Origin of the sequence: Curvibacter delicatus NBRC 14919, from assembly GCF_001592265.1 — a bacterium.
Classification (GTDB): Bacteria; Pseudomonadota; Gammaproteobacteria; order Burkholderiales; family Burkholderiaceae_C; genus Hylemonella; species Hylemonella delicata.
This window is the reverse complement of the sequence record NZ_BCWP01000009.1, coordinates 1-17,161: the sequence shown is the minus strand read 5'-3', so window position 1 is coordinate 17,161 and position 17,161 is coordinate 1. Positions and strand designations below refer to the sequence as shown.

Annotated in this window: 14 protein-coding genes and 3 tRNA genes; 10 read left to right on the top strand and 7 right to left on the bottom strand. The window is 64.9% G+C overall.

What is annotated here, in order from left to right; genetic code table 11:
- Positions 1–15: 15 nt before the first annotated feature.
- From CDE01S_RS06070 to apaG, 6 genes are all read right to left on the bottom strand, one after another.
- Positions 16–921: an alpha/beta fold hydrolase gene (locus CDE01S_RS06070; protein ID WP_066704987.1), complete on the bottom strand. Its 906-nt coding sequence runs from the start codon at positions 919–921 to the stop codon at positions 16–18.
- Positions 918–1,400: a CinA family protein gene (locus CDE01S_RS06065; RefSeq protein WP_066704985.1), complete on the bottom strand. Its 483-nt coding sequence runs from the start codon at positions 1,398–1,400 to the stop codon at positions 918–920. Before CDE01S_RS06065 ends, CDE01S_RS06070 begins: the two co-directional genes overlap by 4 nt.
- A gap of 2 nt (positions 1,401–1,402) precedes the next feature.
- Entirely contained in the window at positions 1,403–1,957 is a 555-nt protein-coding gene (locus CDE01S_RS06060; protein ID WP_084382770.1) for a phosphatidylglycerophosphatase A family protein, read from the bottom strand.
- 66 nt (positions 1,958–2,023) lie between these two features.
- Positions 2,024–3,034, bottom strand: coding sequence for a thiamine-phosphate kinase (thiL, locus tag CDE01S_RS06055; protein WP_066704981.1), 1,011 nt, complete (start codon positions 3,032–3,034; stop codon positions 2,024–2,026).
- A complete protein-coding gene (tlpB, locus tag CDE01S_RS06050; RefSeq protein WP_084382769.1) occupies positions 3,027–5,075 on the bottom strand; it encodes a transporter-like protein TlpB in 2,049 nt (682 codons plus the stop codon). Before tlpB ends, thiL begins: the two co-directional genes overlap by 8 nt.
- Positions 5,076–5,077: 2 nt before the next feature.
- Positions 5,078–5,470 (bottom strand): Co2+/Mg2+ efflux facilitator ApaG/CorD, encoded by a 393-nt coding sequence (apaG, locus tag CDE01S_RS06045; protein WP_066704977.1) that lies wholly within the window; start codon positions 5,468–5,470, stop codon positions 5,078–5,080.
- A 29-nt stretch (positions 5,471–5,499) separates the two neighbouring features.
- On the opposite strand from apaG, the gene rpe reads away from it, so the two are divergent.
- Both rpe and CDE01S_RS06035 read left to right on the top strand, forming a co-directional pair.
- Complete coding sequence (rpe, locus tag CDE01S_RS06040) at positions 5,500–6,180, top strand: ribulose-phosphate 3-epimerase (protein ID WP_066704976.1); 681 nt, start codon at positions 5,500–5,502, stop codon at positions 6,178–6,180.
- Between the two features lie 93 nt (positions 6,181–6,273).
- The gene (locus CDE01S_RS06035; RefSeq protein WP_084382768.1) at positions 6,274–9,510 is read left to right on the top strand and encodes a sensor domain-containing protein; all 3,237 of its coding nucleotides are present in this window, start codon (positions 6,274–6,276) and stop codon (positions 9,508–9,510) included.
- Between the two features lie 37 nt (positions 9,511–9,547).
- Here the strand turns inward: CDE01S_RS06035 and CDE01S_RS06030 are convergent, their stop codons facing one another.
- Positions 9,548–11,302 carry a methyl-accepting chemotaxis protein gene (locus tag CDE01S_RS06030; RefSeq protein WP_066704973.1) on the bottom strand — a complete coding sequence of 585 codons (1,755 nt, stop codon included), beginning with the start codon at positions 11,300–11,302 and terminating at the stop codon, positions 9,548–9,550.
- A gap of 452 nt (positions 11,303–11,754) precedes the next feature.
- On the opposite strand from CDE01S_RS06030, the gene trpE reads away from it, so the two are divergent.
- The 8 genes from trpE to CDE01S_RS05990 all read left to right on the top strand — a co-directional run bounded on the left by trpE (position 11,755) and on the right by CDE01S_RS05990 (position 17,083).
- Complete coding sequence (gene trpE, locus CDE01S_RS06025; RefSeq protein ID WP_066704971.1) at positions 11,755–13,254, top strand: anthranilate synthase component I; 1,500 nt, start codon at positions 11,755–11,757, stop codon at positions 13,252–13,254.
- A 5-nt stretch (positions 13,255–13,259) separates the two neighbouring features.
- The gene (locus CDE01S_RS06020; protein WP_066705134.1) at positions 13,260–13,853 is read left to right on the top strand and encodes an anthranilate synthase component II; all 594 of its coding nucleotides are present in this window, start codon (positions 13,260–13,262) and stop codon (positions 13,851–13,853) included.
- A 17-nt stretch (positions 13,854–13,870) separates the two neighbouring features.
- Positions 13,871–14,920, top strand: a complete 1,050-nt coding sequence (gene trpD, locus CDE01S_RS06015) for an anthranilate phosphoribosyltransferase (protein ID WP_066705136.1) — start codon at positions 13,871–13,873, stop codon at positions 14,918–14,920.
- Positions 14,921–15,047: 127 nt separating this feature from the next.
- The gene (gene trpC, locus CDE01S_RS06010; RefSeq protein WP_066704969.1) at positions 15,048–15,836 is read left to right on the top strand and encodes an indole-3-glycerol phosphate synthase TrpC; all 789 of its coding nucleotides are present in this window, start codon (positions 15,048–15,050) and stop codon (positions 15,834–15,836) included.
- Between the two features lie 30 nt (positions 15,837–15,866).
- A complete protein-coding gene (locus tag CDE01S_RS06005) occupies positions 15,867–16,682 on the top strand; it encodes a uracil-DNA glycosylase (protein WP_084382767.1) in 816 nt (271 codons plus the stop codon).
- Positions 16,683–16,745: 63 nt separating this feature from the next.
- Positions 16,746–16,831: transfer RNA gene (locus tag CDE01S_RS06000), tRNA-Tyr, on the top strand.
- A gap of 72 nt (positions 16,832–16,903) precedes the next feature.
- Positions 16,904–16,977, top strand: a tRNA-Gly gene (locus tag CDE01S_RS05995).
- A gap of 31 nt (positions 16,978–17,008) precedes the next feature.
- Positions 17,009–17,083 (top strand) — tRNA-Thr (locus tag CDE01S_RS05990).
- Positions 17,084–17,161 lie beyond the last annotated feature (78 nt).

Sequence of the window (17,161 nt, the reverse complement as noted above, 5' to 3'; positions counted from 1 at the left end):
CACGGACCAAGCGGTTCAGGGCTGGCCGAAAAACCTGCGCAACGCCGCCGCCGTCTCCTTCGGCAATTCTTCCGGGATGAAGTGCCCCGCCGGCAGTGCCTGGCCGGTCAAGGTGGCGTTGCACTGCGCCTGCCAGAGTTCCAGGGGTTTGAACAGCTTGTTCACCACACCACGCTCGCCCCACAGCACCAGCAGGTCGCAGGCGATGCGCTGGTGGTGGGCGCGGCTCTCGCGGTCGTGTTCCAGGTCGATGCCGGCACTGGCGCGGTAGTCCTCGCAGGCGCTGTGGATGGCTTCGGGCGTGCAGAAGCAGCGTTCGTACTCGGCCAGTGCCTGCGGCTCGATGTAGCCCAGGCCGGCACTGCCCCAGCCGCCCAGCTTGCTGTGCAGGTAGTCCTTCGGGTTGCCGCCGATCATGCGCTCGGGCAGCGGCCAGGGCTGGATGAGGTGGAACCAGTGGTAGTAGGCACGTGCAAACGCCATGTCGGTGGCGTTGTACATGTCCAGCGTGGGCGCGATGTCAATCACGCACAGCTTCTCGACCTTCTCCGCGTGGTCCAGTGCCAGCCGGTGCGCCACGCGAGCGCCACGGTCGTGGCCGCAGAGGTAAAAGCGCTGCAGACCCAGCAGGTCCATCACGTCCACCATGTCCTGCGCCATGGCGCGCTTGCTGTAGGTGCTGTGGTCGGGCAGGCCTTCCAGCTTGGACGAGTCGCCATAGCCGCGCAGGTCGGGCATGACGAGCCAGTAGTCGTGCTGCAGCTGCTGTGCCACGCGGTGCCACATCACATGGCTCTGCGGAAAGCCATGCAGCAGCAACAGCGCCGGGCGGCTGCCGCGTGCCGTGGTGGGCACGCGGGCGAAGATCTCGACGCCATTGACGTCGAAGCGGCGGGTCTCAAATCCGTCGAACCAGCTCATGTCAGCATCTCCGTTAGGCGTTGCAGGGCGTGGCGCACCGTGGCGGCGCGCACGGCCGCGCGGTCGCCGGTGAAATTCATCCGCTCCGTCAGCACGCGGCCCGGCAGCACAAAACCGAACCACACCAGGCCCACGGGCTTGTCGGCCGTGCCGCCGGTGGGGCCGGCCACGCCGGTGACGGCCACCGCCACCTGCGCGTGCGACTGCTGCACCGCGCCGGTGGCCATGGCGTGTGCCACTTCTTCACTGACGGCACCGTGTGTGTCGATCAATGCGGCCGGTACACCCAGCAGTTCCGTCTTGGCCGCGTTGGAGTAGGTGACGAAACCGCGTTCGAACCAGTTGCTGGAGCCGGAAAGATCCGTGCAGGCGCCGGCAATCAGCCCGCCGGTGCAGCTCTCGGCCGTGGCCAGCAGCCATTGCCGCTGCAGCAGCCGCGTAGCCAGTTGTTCAGCCAGGGGCAGGGTGGCGGTGCTCATGTTCAGATGGTTTTCCACAAGGCAAGGCACAGCAGGGTGCAGAAGGCGGCCACCAGGTCATCGAACAGGATGCCCCAGCCGGCCTTGGCCCAGCCATGGCGTGTGTGGCCCGGGTCCATGCCGTGGTACAGGCGGTCAGCCCAGCGCACCGGGCCAGGTTTGACGGCGTCGAAGTAGCGGAACAGGATGAAGGCCAGCAGCTGGTCATAAAAGCTGGCGGGCATGACGAGCCACAGCACCAGCCAGAAGGCGATGACCTCGTCCCACACGATGTTGCCGGGGTCAGGGTTGCGCAGGTGGCGTGCGGTCACGCTGCAGGCCCACCAGCCCAGCGGCAGCGAGAGGGCAATCAGCAGGCCCCAGCGCGCTTCGCTCATCCACGGCTGCAGCACCCAGAAGACCAGCCAGGCCCACAGCGTGCCGACGGTCCCGGGCGCTTTCGGGCTGAGACCGGAGCCGAAGCCGAGCGCAATCAGGTGGGCCGGGTGCGCCAGCATGAAGCGGCCGGTGGGGCGCATGAACCCAGGCGGCAGCGGAGAGGAGTCAGACGCAGACATGGCCGGATTATGGTGGACGCCGGGTGTGCCCGGCGGGCGGGTGGCAGCTGGCGCCGTCGGGCCTGTTCAGGCGAAATGATCGAAGGAGGCAAAGCGGCCGCTGACGGGCTGGCCCTGTGCGTCCACCAGGCGCAGGCCTGGCGTGGTCTCGATGCTGCCGATGCGCGTGACCGGTGTGGCACTTGCCCGTGCCGCCGCCTGCACGGCCGCGCGTGCAGTGGGCGGGGCGCTGAACAGCAGCTCGTAGTCATCACCGCCGGCCAGCACCAGGGCCTGTTGCTGTTCAATCGGCAATTGCATGAGAAATTGCACCTCTGGCCTTGTACTGTCTACGCCGGCAGCTATTGAATTGATAGCATCCGAGGTGTTGATGGTGGCGCCGCAAGCGGAAGCTTTGAGGATGTGGCCGAGGTCGCCGAGCAGGCCGTCGCTGACGTCGATCGCCGCACTGGCCACACCGCGCAAGGCCAGGCCGAGTGCCACGCGCGGCGTGGGCTGTTCCAGCCGCTGGCGCAGCGCGGGCAGGACATCGGCCGGCAGGCTGCGCTGGCCTTGCAGCGCTTCGAGCGCCAGCCGCGCCTGGCCCGGCATGCCGCTGACATAGAGGTCGTCACCCGGCCGGGCGCCGGAGCGCAGCAGCGCCTGGCTGCGGCCGTTCACCACCGGCACTTCGCCAAACACCGTGATGCAGATGTTGCGCGGCCCCTGGGTGGTGTCGCCGCCGATGAGTTCGCAGCCATGCGCGTCGGCCAGCGCGAACAGGCCGCGCGCAAAGCCGGCCAGCCAGGCCTCGTCGGCGCGCGGCAGGGCCAGCGCCAGCGTGAAGGCCAGCGGCTTGGCACCGCAGGCGGCCAGGTCACTGAGGTTGACGGCCAGTGCCTTGTGGCCGAGGGTGGTGGGGTCAACGTCGGGCAGGAAATGCCGGCCCTCGACCAGCATGTCGCAGGAAATCGCCAGCTGTGTGCCGGGAGCCGGCTGCAGCAGGGCGCAGTCGTCGCCCACGCCCAGTGCGACATGGCCGGCAGCCCGGTGTGCCGGGCGCTGGAAAAAGCGCGCGATCAGGTCGAACTCACCCACGGTGGTCGGGCTCCTCAGTGGGCGCTTTGCCGGGAGGTTCGTCAGGGGGTGCCGCTGGGGTCTCGGCCGTGGTGTCCGTGGGCGGCCAGAAGAAGCTCCGCGGCGCGCGGCGCAGCCGGCCACGGATGGCGGCATAGATGCGCCGGCGGTTGACGCCGCTGACGTTGTGCGCCCGCAGCGCGAGCTGGAAGGCGAAGTAGAAGCTCACCGCCACGTTGAGCAGACCGGTCAGCGGCAGCGCCAACACGCACAGCCAGAAGGCCGGCAGGGCCAGCACGCCGGTGCCCAGTGCCATGCCGGCGGCCGCTACCTGGCCGGTGGACAGCGTGACGTGGCGCACTTCCAGCCCGAGGCCGAAAAAGGCGGCGAAGGCCGGGATCAGCCCCAGCATCAGGCCGAGCGAGATGTTGGCGGCCAGACCCGAGATGTTGGTGCGCAGGAAGGTGGCCCAGCGCTGGGCGCGCGCCGGCCCCAGCGCCGCGGTGATGCGTGGGTTGTAGCGCAGCGCGGACTCCAGCCGGTGCAACACGAACCAGTTTTCCGCGGCGCCGGCAATCAGGCTGGAGACGAACAGCAGCACACCGGTGAAGGCGGCAAACAGCAGCGTCGGGCCGAGCAGCGTGAGCGAGTGCAGCACGTACTGTGCTTGCGCGGCATTGATCGGTGTGTGGCCGGTCAGCTTCCACCATGTGGCGCTCAGCAGCAGCACACAGGGTGCGACCAGCGCCAGATTGCCCACCACGGCCGCGACCTGCGAGCGCATCAGGTGGGTGACCTCGTCAACGAACTGGGCCACGGCGCCTGGTTCCTCCAGGTCCTTGAGTTTGGCGGCCATGGCCGGGGCCGTCATGGCTGGCTGTTTGGTGGCCACCGTCCAGTGCAGCAGCTGGATGAGCAAGAAACTCAGGGCGTAGTTCATGCCTGCAGCCAGACCGCCCCAGAAGGCCGACAGGCCGAGCGCGCCCAGGGCGAACTTCAGCAGCGTGGTGAGCGACATCACGGCGCCGCCGCCGGCCGCCTTGTGCAGCATGTCGCGGTATTCGGCCCGGTTGCGGGTGATGTAGTGCTCGCCGGTCTCGGCGCTGCGGTCGGTGACCTTGGCCGCCAGCAGCGAGGAGTTGCTGGCAATCAGGGCGCGCAGGCTGCGGCTTTGCTGGCCGACCAGCACCAGGCGCCCCAGCAGCTGGGCGGCGCTGAAGGCGGGCGTGGTGGTGAGCAGGCAGTCCAGCAACTCGCGCACGCGCAGCGCGCGCGCGCGCAGCTGGCGCAGGCGAAACACCATGTCGACCGAGATGCCATGCTCGTCCAGGTGGGCGTAGACGCTGGCGGCGGCGTGGCGGCAGGCGTCGAGTCGTTCCTTGAAGTGTTGCACGGTGGTGGCCAGCGCAGCCTCGTCGCGCGGTGACTGATGCAAGGCCCGGCACACGGCCTCGAAATCGGCGACCAGCGCGTGGAAAGGGCGCTCCTCATGCGCTGCTGCGCTCATGCGCAGGCGCAGCTCGGGGGCGAAGCCGATGGCGCGGATCTGGCTCACGCAGTAGGTGATGGCTTCTTCCAAGGTCTGCTGCCAGGGCGTGGGCGTCGCACCGGTCGGCAGCGCCAGCAGCCGGGCCAGCCGCTGGGCGGTGGCTTCGTCCAGCAGGGCCAGCCATTCGGCATCAAAGGCGTGCGGGAACAGCAGGGAGAACAGCTCCGACGCATCCCGCGTCTGCGGTGTGGCGGGCAGGATCTTGCGCAGCAACCGGCTGAAAAATTCGCTCAGGAACGCCGGGCGCTGGGCAAAACCGTGGTCGGCCAGCAGTGTGGTGCCGTCAATCGTGCCGAGCAGGGCCTGCCACCAGGCTTGCACCCGTTCGCGCAGCACCGGACGCTCTTCCACGATGTCGAGAAAAAGCTGGACCCGGCTGATGGAGGTCTCGACGGACTGGCGGTCACCGCGCACCCAGTCGAGCAGTGCCATCAGCCAAAGGTGGCGTCCGACTTGCGTGGCTTCGGGGTCGAGGGCGTCCAGCAGGCTGGGAAGATCGCGTGGGACCGACATGCTTAATGGAGTGTGCGTGAGCCGCCGCTGGCGCTCAAGGCGTCGAGCACGAACATCGGGATGTCGATGTCGAAGCGCTCACCGTCGTCGGCAACGAAGAAGTAGCTGCCGTGCATGGTGCCGGTGGGTGTGCGCAGGCGTGTGCCGCTGGTGTATTCGAAGGTTTCGCCCGGCTGCAGCAGCGGCTGCTGGCCGATCACGCCCAGGCCGCTCACCTTCTCGGTGTGGCCGCTGGCATCGTTGATGTTCCAGCTGCGCGAGATCAGCTGGGCCGGCACATCGCCCGTGTTGCTGATGGTGACGGTGTAGGCAAAGGCGTAAAGCCCCTGCTCCGGAGCGGATTGCTCGGGCAGGTAGCGGGGCTGGACTTCGACAAGAATCTGGTACTTGGCCATGACCCGATGCTACCTGCGAAAATACCCCCATGTCTAAAACCTACCGCATTGCCCCCTCCATCCTCTCGGCCGACTTTGCCCGTCTGGGCGAGGAGGTGCGCAACGTGATTGCCGCCGGCGCCGACTGGATCCACTTCGACGTGATGGACAACCACTACGTGCCCAACCTGACCTTTGGTCCGATGGTGTGCCAGGCCCTGAAGCCGCACGCCAAGCGGCCCGACGGCACGCCGGTGCCGATCGACGTGCACCTGATGATCGAGCCGGTGGATGCGCTGGCCGCGGCCTTTGCCGAGGCTGGGGCCGACCTGATCAGCTTCCATCCGGACGCCTCGGGCCACGTGCACCGCAGCATCCAGGCCATCAAGAGCAAGGGCTGCCAGGCCGGGCTGGTGTTCAACCCGGCGCAGCCGCTGGATGTGCTGGACTGGGTGATCGAGGACATCGACCTGATCCTGATCATGAGTGTCAACCCCGGTTTCGGTGGCCAGAGCTTCATCGATTCGGCCCTGCGCAAGACCGAAGCGGTGCGCCGGCGCATCGAGGCCTCGGGCAAGGACATCCGGCTCGAGGTGGACGGCGGCATCAAGGCCGACAACATCCGCCGCGTGGCCGATGCCGGTGCCGACACCTTTGTCGCCGGCAGCGCCATCTTCGGCAAGCCCGACTACAAGGCCGTCATCGACGCCATGCGCCAGGCGCTGGCCTGATGCATCCCTTGCAACAAAGATCCTTTTCACGCCACCCCTTTGATCTGCGACAGCGGCCGGAAGGTGGTGTCTCGGTTAGCATCGCCCGCATTCATGTCCGCACCGCTTAAGCCGCAACACGCTTCACCGCCGCAGGCAGGCGGTGAGTCGTGGCTGCGCCGGGCCATGGCCTGGTTCGGGCTGACCAAGATGCCGGTGGATGCCGATGCGCCGGTGCACCGGCGGGTTCGCGTGGCCATGTATGCGGTGCTGCTGGTCGTTGGTGCCGTCTCGGCCTGGCAGGACTGGCGGGTGGAGCAATCCGAGGCGGTTCGGCTGGCCGATGCCGAGATCATCGGCATTGCCGCGGCCCAGGGGACGCTGACGCAACGCATGGGCCTGCAGGCCGCCTTGCTGCTGGCCACCGACGCGCAGCAGGAGGAAGAAATCAGCAATGCACTGGCCGAAACCCTTAATCAGGCGCAGGATCAGGCCGTGCAACTGGACGAACTGCTGGTGCGCCAGGGTGCCTGGGATGCGGGTTCGCCCGTGGCGTTGCGTCGCGCCATCTCCGAGTGGCAGGAGCGGCGTGAACGCATCTGGTACCGCGCCCAGAACCTGCTGCAGTTGAGTGAACGCAGCGAAGCGGACAAGCGCCGCCTGTCCAACCGCTTTCTGCAAGCCGAGGTCGAGCCGTTTCGCCTGACCACGCAAACGCTGGTGGAGGAAATGCAGCGTGCGGCGCAGCGGCGTGCACGCAGCGCCATTGACCAGATCGAGCTCTCCGCCGTGCTCATGGTGCTGCTCTTGCTGGCCCTCACCCTGGGCGTGGCGGAGCCTCTGGCGCGATTTGTGCGGCGCCAGCACCGGGCCATGGCGCGGCAGTCGAATGAGCTCAGGCAGCTGGCCTTGGTGGCCGAACGCACCTCCAACTGGGTGGCGGTGCTGGATGCCCAGCGCCACATCCTGTGGTGCAACCCGGCATTGCTGGAGGGCATCGGCTACGCGATGACGGAGTTGCAAGGGCGGCATCCGGGTGTTCTCGTTTCCAATGAGCACAATGATCTGGCCGAGTTGAATCGACTGGACGCGACGCTGGGGCAAGGCCAGGGCGTCCGGTTCGAAGTCCGGGTGGTGGCACGCCTGGGGGATGAGATCTGGCTGGATGTCGATTACCAGCCGATTCACGATGCCAGCGGTGTGTTGACCGGCTTCACCATCGTCGCCAGTGACATCACCGAGCAGGTCAACCAGCGCCTGCGCATGCGTGCCCTGCTGGATGCGCTGCCGGCGGGCGTGGTGCTGCAATCGCCCAGCGGTGAAGTGATCGAGTCCAACCAGGCCGCCAGCGACATGCTGGGGCTGACCCGCGATGACCTGATCGGCCGCCAGAGTCTGGCGCGCCAGGGGGTGGCGGTGCGGGAGGATCTGTCGCCCTACCCGGTCAGCGAGCGTCCGACCAGCCGGACCTTGCGCACCGGCCAGGGCCTGCGCGGTGAATCCATCGGTCTGCTCTCGCCCCAGGGCGACGTGCGCTGGCTGATGGTCAATACCGAGCCGATGAAGGATGCTGCGGGCCATCTGGCCGGGGTCATCTCGTGCACCGTGGATGTGACGGAGCAGCGTGCCCAGCAGCAGTTGCTGACACTGGCGCTTGAAAGTGCCTCGCTCGGGGTCTGGCAATGGGACATCGGCAGCGGTGCCATGAGTTGCAATGACCGCATGTTCGCCCTGCTCGGTTATCAGCCGGGCGAGCTGGCGATGAACGCCGATGCCTGGAACAACCTGATCCACCCCGACGATCTGCCGGGCTGGCTGTGGGCCATTCGTACCAACCTGCGTGACTCCCTGCGGCCGCTGCACTGGGAGATCCGCATCCGCCATGGCGACGGCCGCTGGGTCTGGTTGATGTACAGCGGCACCGTGGTGGCGCGCAATGCCGAGGGGCGCGCAGTACGCATGGCCGGCATTGCCTATGACATCAATGCGCAGAAGGAACTGGAAGAGCAGTTGCGTCACGCGGCCCGGACCGATCACCTGACGCATCTGCCCAATCGCAGCGAGGTGCTGGGGCGCATTCAGGCCTGCATCCTGCGTGCCCATGAGCAGCCGGGGTACCACTTTGCCGTGCTGTTCATGGATTTCGACCGGTTCAAGCAGGTCAATGACACGCTGGGCCATGGCGTCGGGGATGAACTGTTGCGCCAGATTGCCATGCGCCTGGAGGACAGTCTGCGTCCGGGTGATGCCTTTGTGCAGACCAGCGATTTCAGCCAGATGGCGGCACGCATCGGTGGCGATGAATTCGTGGTGTTGCTCGACGACATCCGGGGCAATCTGGATGCCCAGGTGGTGGCCTCCCGCCTGCTCGACGTGCTGGCCCAGCCCTACCAGCTCGGTCCGCATCGCCTGAGCTCTTCGGTCAGCATCGGCATCGTGACGACCGAGCACATGGGGGAGGATGCCGACAGCGTGCTGCGCGACGCGGACATTGCGATGTACGAGGCCAAACGTGAAGGCCGTGGCCGTTACATCATGTTCGAGCCCTCCATGCGCAAACGTGTGCGCGATGATGCCTCGCTGGAGAACGATCTGCGTCAGGCGCTGGACAAGGACGAGTTGTTCGTGGTGTACCAGCCCGTGCTTCGCCTGGCGGATGGCTGTCTGTCCGGCGTGGAGGCGCTGGTGCGCTGGCAGCACCCGCAGCGCGGCATGGTGTCGCCGCTGACGTTCATTCCAGTGGCGGAAGCCAGTGGCTTGATCGGGCCGATTGGCCATTTTGTGCTGCGCACGGCCTGCACGGAGTTCATGCGCCTGCAGGCCGAACTGGGTTCGCGGGCGCCCGCTACCCTGGCCGTCAACCTGTCGCGGGCCCAGTTGCGCCAGCCCGGCCTGGTTGCCGAGGTGCAGGAGGTCTTGCGCGACAGCGGCATGAATCCAGGTCAGCTGATCCTGGAGGTGACAGAAAGCCTGGCGGCGCAGGATGACGTGGTGCAGGCGGAGTTGCGCGCCCTGCGGGCGCTCGGAGTGGCGCTCTCACTCGATGACTTTGGCACCGGTTATTCCTCGCTGTCGTGTTTGCATGAATTGCCGGTCAATATCGTCAAGATCGACCGCTCCTTCGTCAGCCTGGCCATGGGCAGCGACTATCACCGCGTCATGATCGAGGCCACCATCCGAATGGCGCAGACGCTGGGCCTGACCACCGTGGCCGAAGGGATTGAAACGCGGGAGCAGGCCGTGTTGATGGCGGCACTGGGTTGCAGCAAGGGGCAGGGCTATCTCTACAGCACGCCGCTGCAGGCCATAGCCCTGGCGCAGTGGATTACGAACCAGGGTAAGCCGTCCTGAGCGGGCTCGCGTGCGAGGTTGTGCTACGCGCCCTTGTTCAGAACGAGGTCCATTCATCATCGTGGCCTGCACCCGCCGGGGCTGGATTGGGCGATGCGGATGCGGCGGCCGGTTTGGCCGCGGCCGGCTGCACGGGGGCCGCGGTAGTGGTCTTGGCGGTACTGCGGCGCTCAATGCCCTTGAACGGCAATTTGCTGGGCTGACTGGCGCGCGTGGGCGCAGGCTGTGCCGTCACCGTGGCCGGCGTGTCATGGGCGCCGAGCTTGAAGACACTGACCGCCCCGACCATCTGCTGGGCCTGTGTCTTCAGGCTGGCCGCGGCGGCGGCCATTTCCTCGACCAGCGCGGCATTCTGCTGGGTGGCCTGGTCCATCAGGATGATGGCCTCGCCCACCTGGGAGACGCCCTGGCTCTGTTCGGAGCTGGCGGCGCTGATTTCGCCCATGATGTCGGTCACGCGGCGGATGCTGTTCACCACTTCGGTCATGGTGGTGCCGGCCTGGTCGACCAGCGTGTTGCCCTGCTCGACGCGACTCACGCTGTCGTTGATCAGGTTCTTGATTTCCTTGGCCGCTTCCGCGCTACGGCTGGCCAGCGAACGCACTTCCGACGCGACCACGGCAAAACCACGGCCCTGCTCACCGGCGCGCGCGGCTTCCACCGCGGCGTTGAGCGCCAGGATGTTGGTCTGGAAGGCAATGCCGTCAATGACGCTGATGATGTCGCTGATCTTCTTGCTGGAGTCGTTGATGCCGCGCATGGTTTCCACCACCTCAGCCACGACGTCCCCGCCCTGGATGGCGACGGTGGAGGCGCTTTGCGCCAGCTGGTTGGCCTGGCGGGCGTTGTCGGCGTTCTGCTTGACGGTGGAACTGAGTTGTTCCATCGACGCGGCGGTTTCCTGCAGGGCGCTGGCCTGCTGCTCGGTGCGCATGCTCAGGTCGCTGTTGCCGGTAGAAATCTCGGCGCTGCCGGTGGCCACGTTGTCGGCGCTCTGGCGCACATTGCTGACAATGCGGGCCAGGTTCTCACGCATCGTGGACAGGGCTTGCAACAAACGAGCCGCTTCGTCCTTGCCTTCAACCTGAATTGCCTGTCCGAGGTCGCCGCCGGCGATGGCTTCTGCCGATCCTGCCGCTTGCTGGATCGGGCGAGTGATCGAACGCGTGGCCAGGCCTGCCAGCAGAATGCCCAGCACCACTGCAATGGCGGCGCCGGTGCCAAGGGCGATTTGGCTGGAGGCAGCGGTGGATTCGGCTTGCGCCTGAACTTCGCCCAGCGTGTCGCGTGCATGCTGGGCAACCTGATCCACCGCTTTCAGATACGCCTCGGCCAAGGGGCGGAGTTCGCGGTCCACAGCGTCTGAAATGTTTTCGCCCTCCTTTTGCCGCTTGATCAGTGCCGCGCGTGCGTCAACGTAGATCTTGCGGCTCTTCGCAACAGACGCCATCAGTGCTTTGGCGGCATCACCCTGCACCATGGATTCGAGCTGCTTCTGGTCGTCGCTGATGGCCTTGGAGGTGGCGGCCATGTCCTTTTGCAGGGCGTCGATATAAGCAACGTCGCTGGTTTTGAGCGCGGCCGAGGCGCGCACCCAGTTGATGGCGATCTGCGAGGCCCAACGTTGTGCCAGCAGGCTGCGTTGCAATTCCACCGTGCCGATCTCGTGGCTGGTGTCCTTGAGGCTGCCGATGCGCCAGACGCCGATAGTGGCGATGGCTGCCGTGATCAGCAGCACGGCGGCAAAAGCCAGCGAGAGACGGGTACCGATCTGCAGATTGCTTGTTTTCATAGGAGAGACTCTTTCTGCCGTAAGTTGCCGGACCACAGGAAAGCCGCGCAAAGGTGCGGTGCTGTGTCTTCTTGACCCACTCTACAGACATGAGTCGTTTCTGGGACTAGGGAATGCACCGATATTTCAGCTGCGCATCGCGGTCGAGGGCGTTGCATGGCGGCGATTGCACTTCCGCATTTCAAGGTCTCAAATGGGAGGCGACAGGGTTTGCTACACTTTGCCCATGTTCATTCATCGTCTTTTCATCACAGGTTGTAGCGACCGGGGAGCCTGGCCCTGGCGCACGCCGCAGACTGCCCATACGCTGGCTCGCGCCTGACGGGGCTTCACAGCCCTTGTGCTGTTGAGCTGTTTGCCCCCCTTTGCCGGGGTTTGCTTGAATGAACCGGGCACACCGTGCCCTTGGCCGTAGTCCTGGACGACTGTGGCCAAGTTCTGGAGGTTTTCCTGTGATGACTGAATCCGATTTCGATGCGTTGGCCCGGCAGGGGTACAACCGCATTCCCCTGATGGCCCAGGCCTTTGCCGACCTGGAAACACCACTCTCGCTCTACCTCAAACTGGCGCACGCCCAGTCCGGGGGCAAGAACACCTTTCTGCTGGAGTCGGTGGTTGGCGGCGAGCGGTTTGGCCGCTACAGCTTCATCGGCCTGCCGGCGCGCACGCTGGTGCGCTCGCGCGGTTTCGGCGACCAGGCTGTGACCGAGGTGGTGACCGATGACGTGGTGGTTGAGACCTCACAGCTCAATCCACTCGACTTCATTGCCCAGTACCAGCAGCGCTTCAAGGTGGCCCTGCAGCCGGGCCTGCCGCGCTTTTGCGGCGGTCTGACGGGTTATTTCGGCTACGACACGGTGCGCCACATCGAGAAGAAGCTGGTGCGCAGCTGCCCGCCCGATACGCTGGGCTGCCCGGACATTCTGCTGCTGCAATGCGAGGAGCTGGCCGTCATCGACAACCTGTCGGGCAAGCTCTACTTGATCGTTTATGCCGATCCAAGCCAGCCGCAGGCCTATGCCAAGGCGGCAGCACGGCTGAGCGAGTTGCGTGCCCGGCTCAATGCGCCGGTGCAGGCGCCGCAGATCAAGCCCAGCAAAACGCACGAGGTGGTGCGCGAATTCGCCAAGGACGATTACATCGCCGCCGTGTTGCGTGCCAAGGAGCTGATCGCCGCCGGCGACTTCATGCAGGTGCAGGTGGGGCAGCGTTTGAAGAAGCGCTACACCGAGTCACCGCTGTCGCTGTACCGTGCGTTGCGTTCGCTCAATCCTTCGCCCTACATGTACTACTACCACTTCGGCGACTTCCATGTGGTGGGCGCCTCACCGGAGATCCTGGTGCGGCAGGAAAAAACACCTGAGGGGCAAAAGGTCACGATTCGCCCCTTGGCCGGCACGCGTCCGCGCGGCGCCACCCCCGAGCTCGACAAGGCTGCCGAAGTGGAGCTGATCAATGACCCGAAAGAGCGTGCCGAGCATGTGATGCTGATTGATCTGGCCCGCAACGACATCGGCCGCATCGCCCAGACCGGCAGCGTCAAGGTGACCGAGGCCTTCGTGGTCGAACGCTACAGCCACGTGATGCACATTGTGAGCAACGTCGAGGGCCTGCTCAACGAGGGCATGACGGCCATGGACGTGCTCAAGGCGACGTTCCCGGCGGGCACGCTGACCGGGGCGCCGAAGGTCCACGCGATGGAATTGATTGACCAGTTGGAGCCGAGCAAACGCGGCCTTTATGGCGGCGCCTGCGGTTATCTGAGTTATGCCGGCGACATGGATGTGGCGATTGCCATCCGTACCGGCGTCATCAAGGACGACACCTTGTATGTGCAGGCGGCCGCCGGCGTGGTGGCGGATTCGGTGCCCGAGCTGGAGTGGAAAGAGACGGAAGCCAAGGCGCGCGCCCTGTTGCGCGCCAGCGAGCTGGTCGAGGAAGGTCTGGAGTGAACGCCATGAGCAACAAGATCAAACTTCTCATGGTGGACAACTACGACTCGTTCACCTACAACCTGGTGCAGTACTTCGGCGAGCTCGGAGCCGAGGTTGAAGTGCATCGCAACGACGAGATCACCGTCGATGACATCGAGGTGAAGCTGAAGGCGGGTCAGCTTGAGCGCCTGGTGATTTCGCCCGGTCCCTGTTCGCCGGCCGAGGCGGGTATTTCGGTGGCGGCGATCCGGCACTTCGCCGGCAAGCTCCCGATCCTGGGGGTATGCCTGGGTCACCAGAGCATCGGCGCCGCCTTCGGCGGCAAGATCATCCGGGCACAGCAGCTGATGCATGGCAAGACCAGTGTCATCACCACCACGCAGGAGGGTGTGTTTGCCGGTCTGCCCAAGCAGTTCACGGTCAACCGCTATCACTCGCTGGCGATCGAGCGCGCCAGCTGCCCGCCGGAGCTCAAGGTGACGGCCTGGACGGAAGACGGCGAGATCATGGGCGTGAAACACAAGACACTGGCGATCGAAGGGGTGCAATTCCACCCGGAGTCGATCCTCACTGAGCACGGCCATGCCATGCTGAAAAATTTCCTGCAGCAATCCTGATGAAGAAGGAGTCGAGCATGCACAACACCCATCAAATCACTCCCCAGCAGGCGTTGCAGCGCGTGATCGAGCATCGCGAGATCTTTCACGACGAGATGCTGCATATCATGCGCCTCATCATGGGCGGCGAGATGTCGCCGGTGCTGATGGCGGCTCTGGTCACGGGGCTGCGCGTCAAGAAGGAAACCATCGGCGAGATCACGGCGGCCGCTCAGGTGATGCGCGAGTTCTCCACCAAGGTGGAGGTGGCCGACAAGAGGCACCTGGTGGACATCGTGGGCACCGGCGGCGACGGCGCCCACACGTTCAACATCTCCACCTGCGCCATGTTTGTGGCAGCGGCAGCGGGGGCCAAGGTCAGCAAACACGGTGGCCGCAGTGTCAGCAGCAAGAGTGGCAGCGCCGATGTGATGGAGTTGCTCGGCGTCAATATCAATCTCACGCCAGCCGCCATTGCGCAGTGCATTGCCGAGGTGGGCGTTGGGTTCATGTTCGCCCCGAATCACCATCCGGCCATGAAGAACGTCGCACCGGTGCGGCGTGAGTTGGGGATCAAGACCATCTTCAACATCCTGGGGCCGCTGACCAATCCGGCGGGCGCGCCCAACATCCTGATGGGCGTGTTTCACGAGGATCTGGTGGGGATTCAGGTGCGCGCCTTGCAGCGCTTGGGCGCTGACCATGCCCTGGTGGTCTACGGCAAGGACGGCATGGATGAGGTGAGTTTGGGTGCGGCCACGCTGGTGGGCGAGTTGAAAAACGGTGAGATCACCGAATTTGAAATCCATCCGGAAGACTTCGGCCTGACCATGGCCAGCACGCGCGCCATCAAGGTGGAAACGCCGGAGGCTTCGCGCGCCATGCTGCTGGGGGTGCTCGACAACCAACCGGGTGCGGCGCGTGACATCGTCACGCTCAACGCCGGTGTGGCGCTGTATGCGGCCAATGTGGCCGATTCCATGGCCGACGGTATCGCGCGCGCGCGTGAGGTCATTGCCTCCGGTGCCGCCAAGGCCAAGCTGGAGCAGCTGGTGGTGGCCGCCCATCGTCTTGGGCAGCCGGCCTGAGGTATGTGGCAGGATCCCGGCACCTGGATTGCGCTCGGGGTTTCGGCCCTGTTTCTGGTGGCCGCTTTGGTGATCCACCGTGTGTTTGTCAAGATATTGAAGAACGGCTCCGAGCCGCCCCAAGACCATGAGTGACATCCTGAACCAGATTGTTGACGTCAAGCGCCAGGAGATCGCGGCGGCTACCAAGCGCAAATCGTTGGCGGCCATGCGTGCCGATGCCGAGTCGCGTGTGCTGACGCGCGACTTCGTCGGCGCCATGCGTGCCAAGGTGGCCGCTGGCAAGGCGGCGGTGATCGCCGAGATCAAGAAAGCCAGTCCGAGCAAGGGGGTGCTGCGCGCGGATTTCGAGCCGGCCGACATTGCGCAGAGTTATGCCGAACACGGTGCGGCCTGCCTGTCAGTGCTGACCGATCGCCAGTTCTTTCAGGGTCAACCGGACTATCTGAAGCAAGCGCGCGCTTCTTGCGAACTGCCTGTGCTGCGTAAGGATTTCATGGTCGATCCGTACCAGATCTATGAATCGCGCGCCATGGGGGCGGATTGCATTTTGCTGATTGCCGCCTGCCTGGAGGATGCGCAGATGGCCGAGTTGGAGGCGATCGCCCGCAGTCTGGACATGGCGGTGCTGGTCGAGGTGCATGACGCAGCCGAACTGGAGCGTGCACTGAAGTTGAAGACGCCGCTGGTGGGCATCAACAACCGCAATCTGCGCACCTTCGAGGTCACGCTTGAGACGACTCTGTCGCTGCGCGACCGGGTGCCGGCCGACCGCCTGCTGGTGACGGAGAGCGGTATCCTCGGCCGCGCCGATGTGCTGCGCATGCGAGAGGCCGGCGTCAATGCCTTCCTGGTGGGGGAGGCCTTCATGCGCGCGCCCGATCCGGGTGTGGCGCTGGCCGAGTTGTTTGATTGATGTCGCGGGTGATGGGCTGACCAGCTGTTCATGGCCACGTCTTCAGTGCAACAGGCAGATTTTTTCCCGTGTTCCGAGGTGCCAGGGGCGGGCGGTGATCGTCTGGCCGCCTGGGAGCCGGCGCAATGGCCGGTGGCGCCCGACTGGCAGCCGGTCGTGGCGCGTTTCTTCGAGAGCGCACCGGCGCAGCATCTTGCGCAGTTCATCACCGGCCGTTTGGCGGCGGGTGCCACGATTTATCCGCCGCAACCGTTGCGTGCGCTGGATTTGACACCCTTGGCCAAGGTTCGCGTCGTGATCCTGGGGCAGGACCCCTACCACGGTCCGGGCCAAGCCGAAGGTCTGGCCTTTTCGGTCGCACCTGGCGTGAAGCTGCCGCCTTCGTTGCGCAACATCTTCAAGGAGTTGGCGCGCGAGCGGGCGGTGCATGAGCCGGCCATGCCGCCGCAACCGTTGCCTGCCCAAGGCTCATTGGTGGGATGGGCGCAGCAGGGTGTGCTGCTGCTCAACACCTGTCTGACCGTGGAAGAGGGTCTGCCGGCCAGTCATGCAAGTCATGGTTGGGAAGTGCTTACTGATGAAATAATCAAATCTGTTGCTGGCGAAAAGAAGCCAACGGTGTTCATGCTATGGGGTGCGCATGCGCAACGCAAGGGGGAGTTGGTGCGGCAGCTGGGTTGTGTGGCGGAGCAGGGTGGCGCGCAGGGCTGCCATCTGATCCTGTCTGCCAATCATCCTTCACCGTTGTCGGCGCTGCGGCCCCCCCAGCCTTTTTTGGGCTGCGGTCATTTCGGGCTGGCGAATGCATTTTTACAACACCATGGCTGCCAGCCCATCGCTTGGTAAGCTGGTTTGCTCAGGTGTTTCGCAAAGCAGATTTTTCGTGGCATAATCAAAGGCTCACCTATTGGAGAGGTGGCCGAGTGGTTAATGGCAGCAGACTGTAAATCTGCCCTCTTACGAGTACGCTGGTTCGAATCCAGCCCTCTCCACCAGTGATAAGTCGATTTGAGGAGTGACCTTTGGGGGCGAGCTGGCTGCCGTGAATGCTTGTTAGGCAGGTTTGCGCGGGGTTCGTATAGTGGTAATACCTTAGCCTTCCAAGCTAAAGCGAGGAGTTCGATTCTCCTACCCCGCTCCACAGTCGGTTTGTTGTGTTGGTGAAAGAATTTGCCCTTTTGGCTCAGTGGTAGAGCACTCCCTTGGTAAGGGAGAGGTCGCGGGTCCGATTCCCGCAAAGGGCACCAGTTTCTGGTGCGCGGCTTGCGCCGTCGTGTCTTGGTGATTAGTAGTTGCTTTTCGCATCCTTCTGGAGATTTGAAAAA

Coding starts and splice junctions, on each gene's coding strand:
- CDE01S_RS06070 (WP_066704987.1), bottom strand. CDS start 921: ATGAGCTGGTTCGACGGATTTGAGACCCGCCGCTTCGACGTCAATGGC.
- CDE01S_RS06065 (WP_066704985.1), bottom strand. CDS start 1,400: ATGAGCACCGCCACCCTGCCCCTGGCTGAACAACTGGCTACGCGGCTG.
- CDE01S_RS06060 (WP_084382770.1), bottom strand. CDS start 1,957: ATGTCTGCGTCTGACTCCTCTCCGCTGCCGCCTGGGTTCATGCGCCCC.
- tlpB (WP_084382769.1), bottom strand. CDS start 5,075: ATGTCGGTCCCACGCGATCTTCCCAGCCTGCTGGACGCCCTCGACCCC.
- apaG (WP_066704977.1), bottom strand. CDS start 5,470: ATGGCCAAGTACCAGATTCTTGTCGAAGTCCAGCCCCGCTACCTGCCC.
- rpe (WP_066704976.1), top strand. CDS start 5,500: ATGTCTAAAACCTACCGCATTGCCCCCTCCATCCTCTCGGCCGACTTT.
- CDE01S_RS06035 (WP_084382768.1), top strand. CDS start 6,274: ATGTCCGCACCGCTTAAGCCGCAACACGCTTCACCGCCGCAGGCAGGC.
- CDE01S_RS06030 (WP_066704973.1), bottom strand. CDS start 11,302: ATGAAAACAAGCAATCTGCAGATCGGTACCCGTCTCTCGCTGGCTTTT.
- CDE01S_RS06020 (WP_066705134.1), top strand. CDS start 13,260: ATGAGCAACAAGATCAAACTTCTCATGGTGGACAACTACGACTCGTTC.
- trpD (WP_066705136.1), top strand. CDS start 13,871: ATGCACAACACCCATCAAATCACTCCCCAGCAGGCGTTGCAGCGCGTG.
- trpC (WP_066704969.1), top strand. CDS start 15,048: ATGAGTGACATCCTGAACCAGATTGTTGACGTCAAGCGCCAGGAGATC.
- CDE01S_RS06005 (WP_084382767.1), top strand. CDS start 15,867: ATGGCCACGTCTTCAGTGCAACAGGCAGATTTTTTCCCGTGTTCCGAG.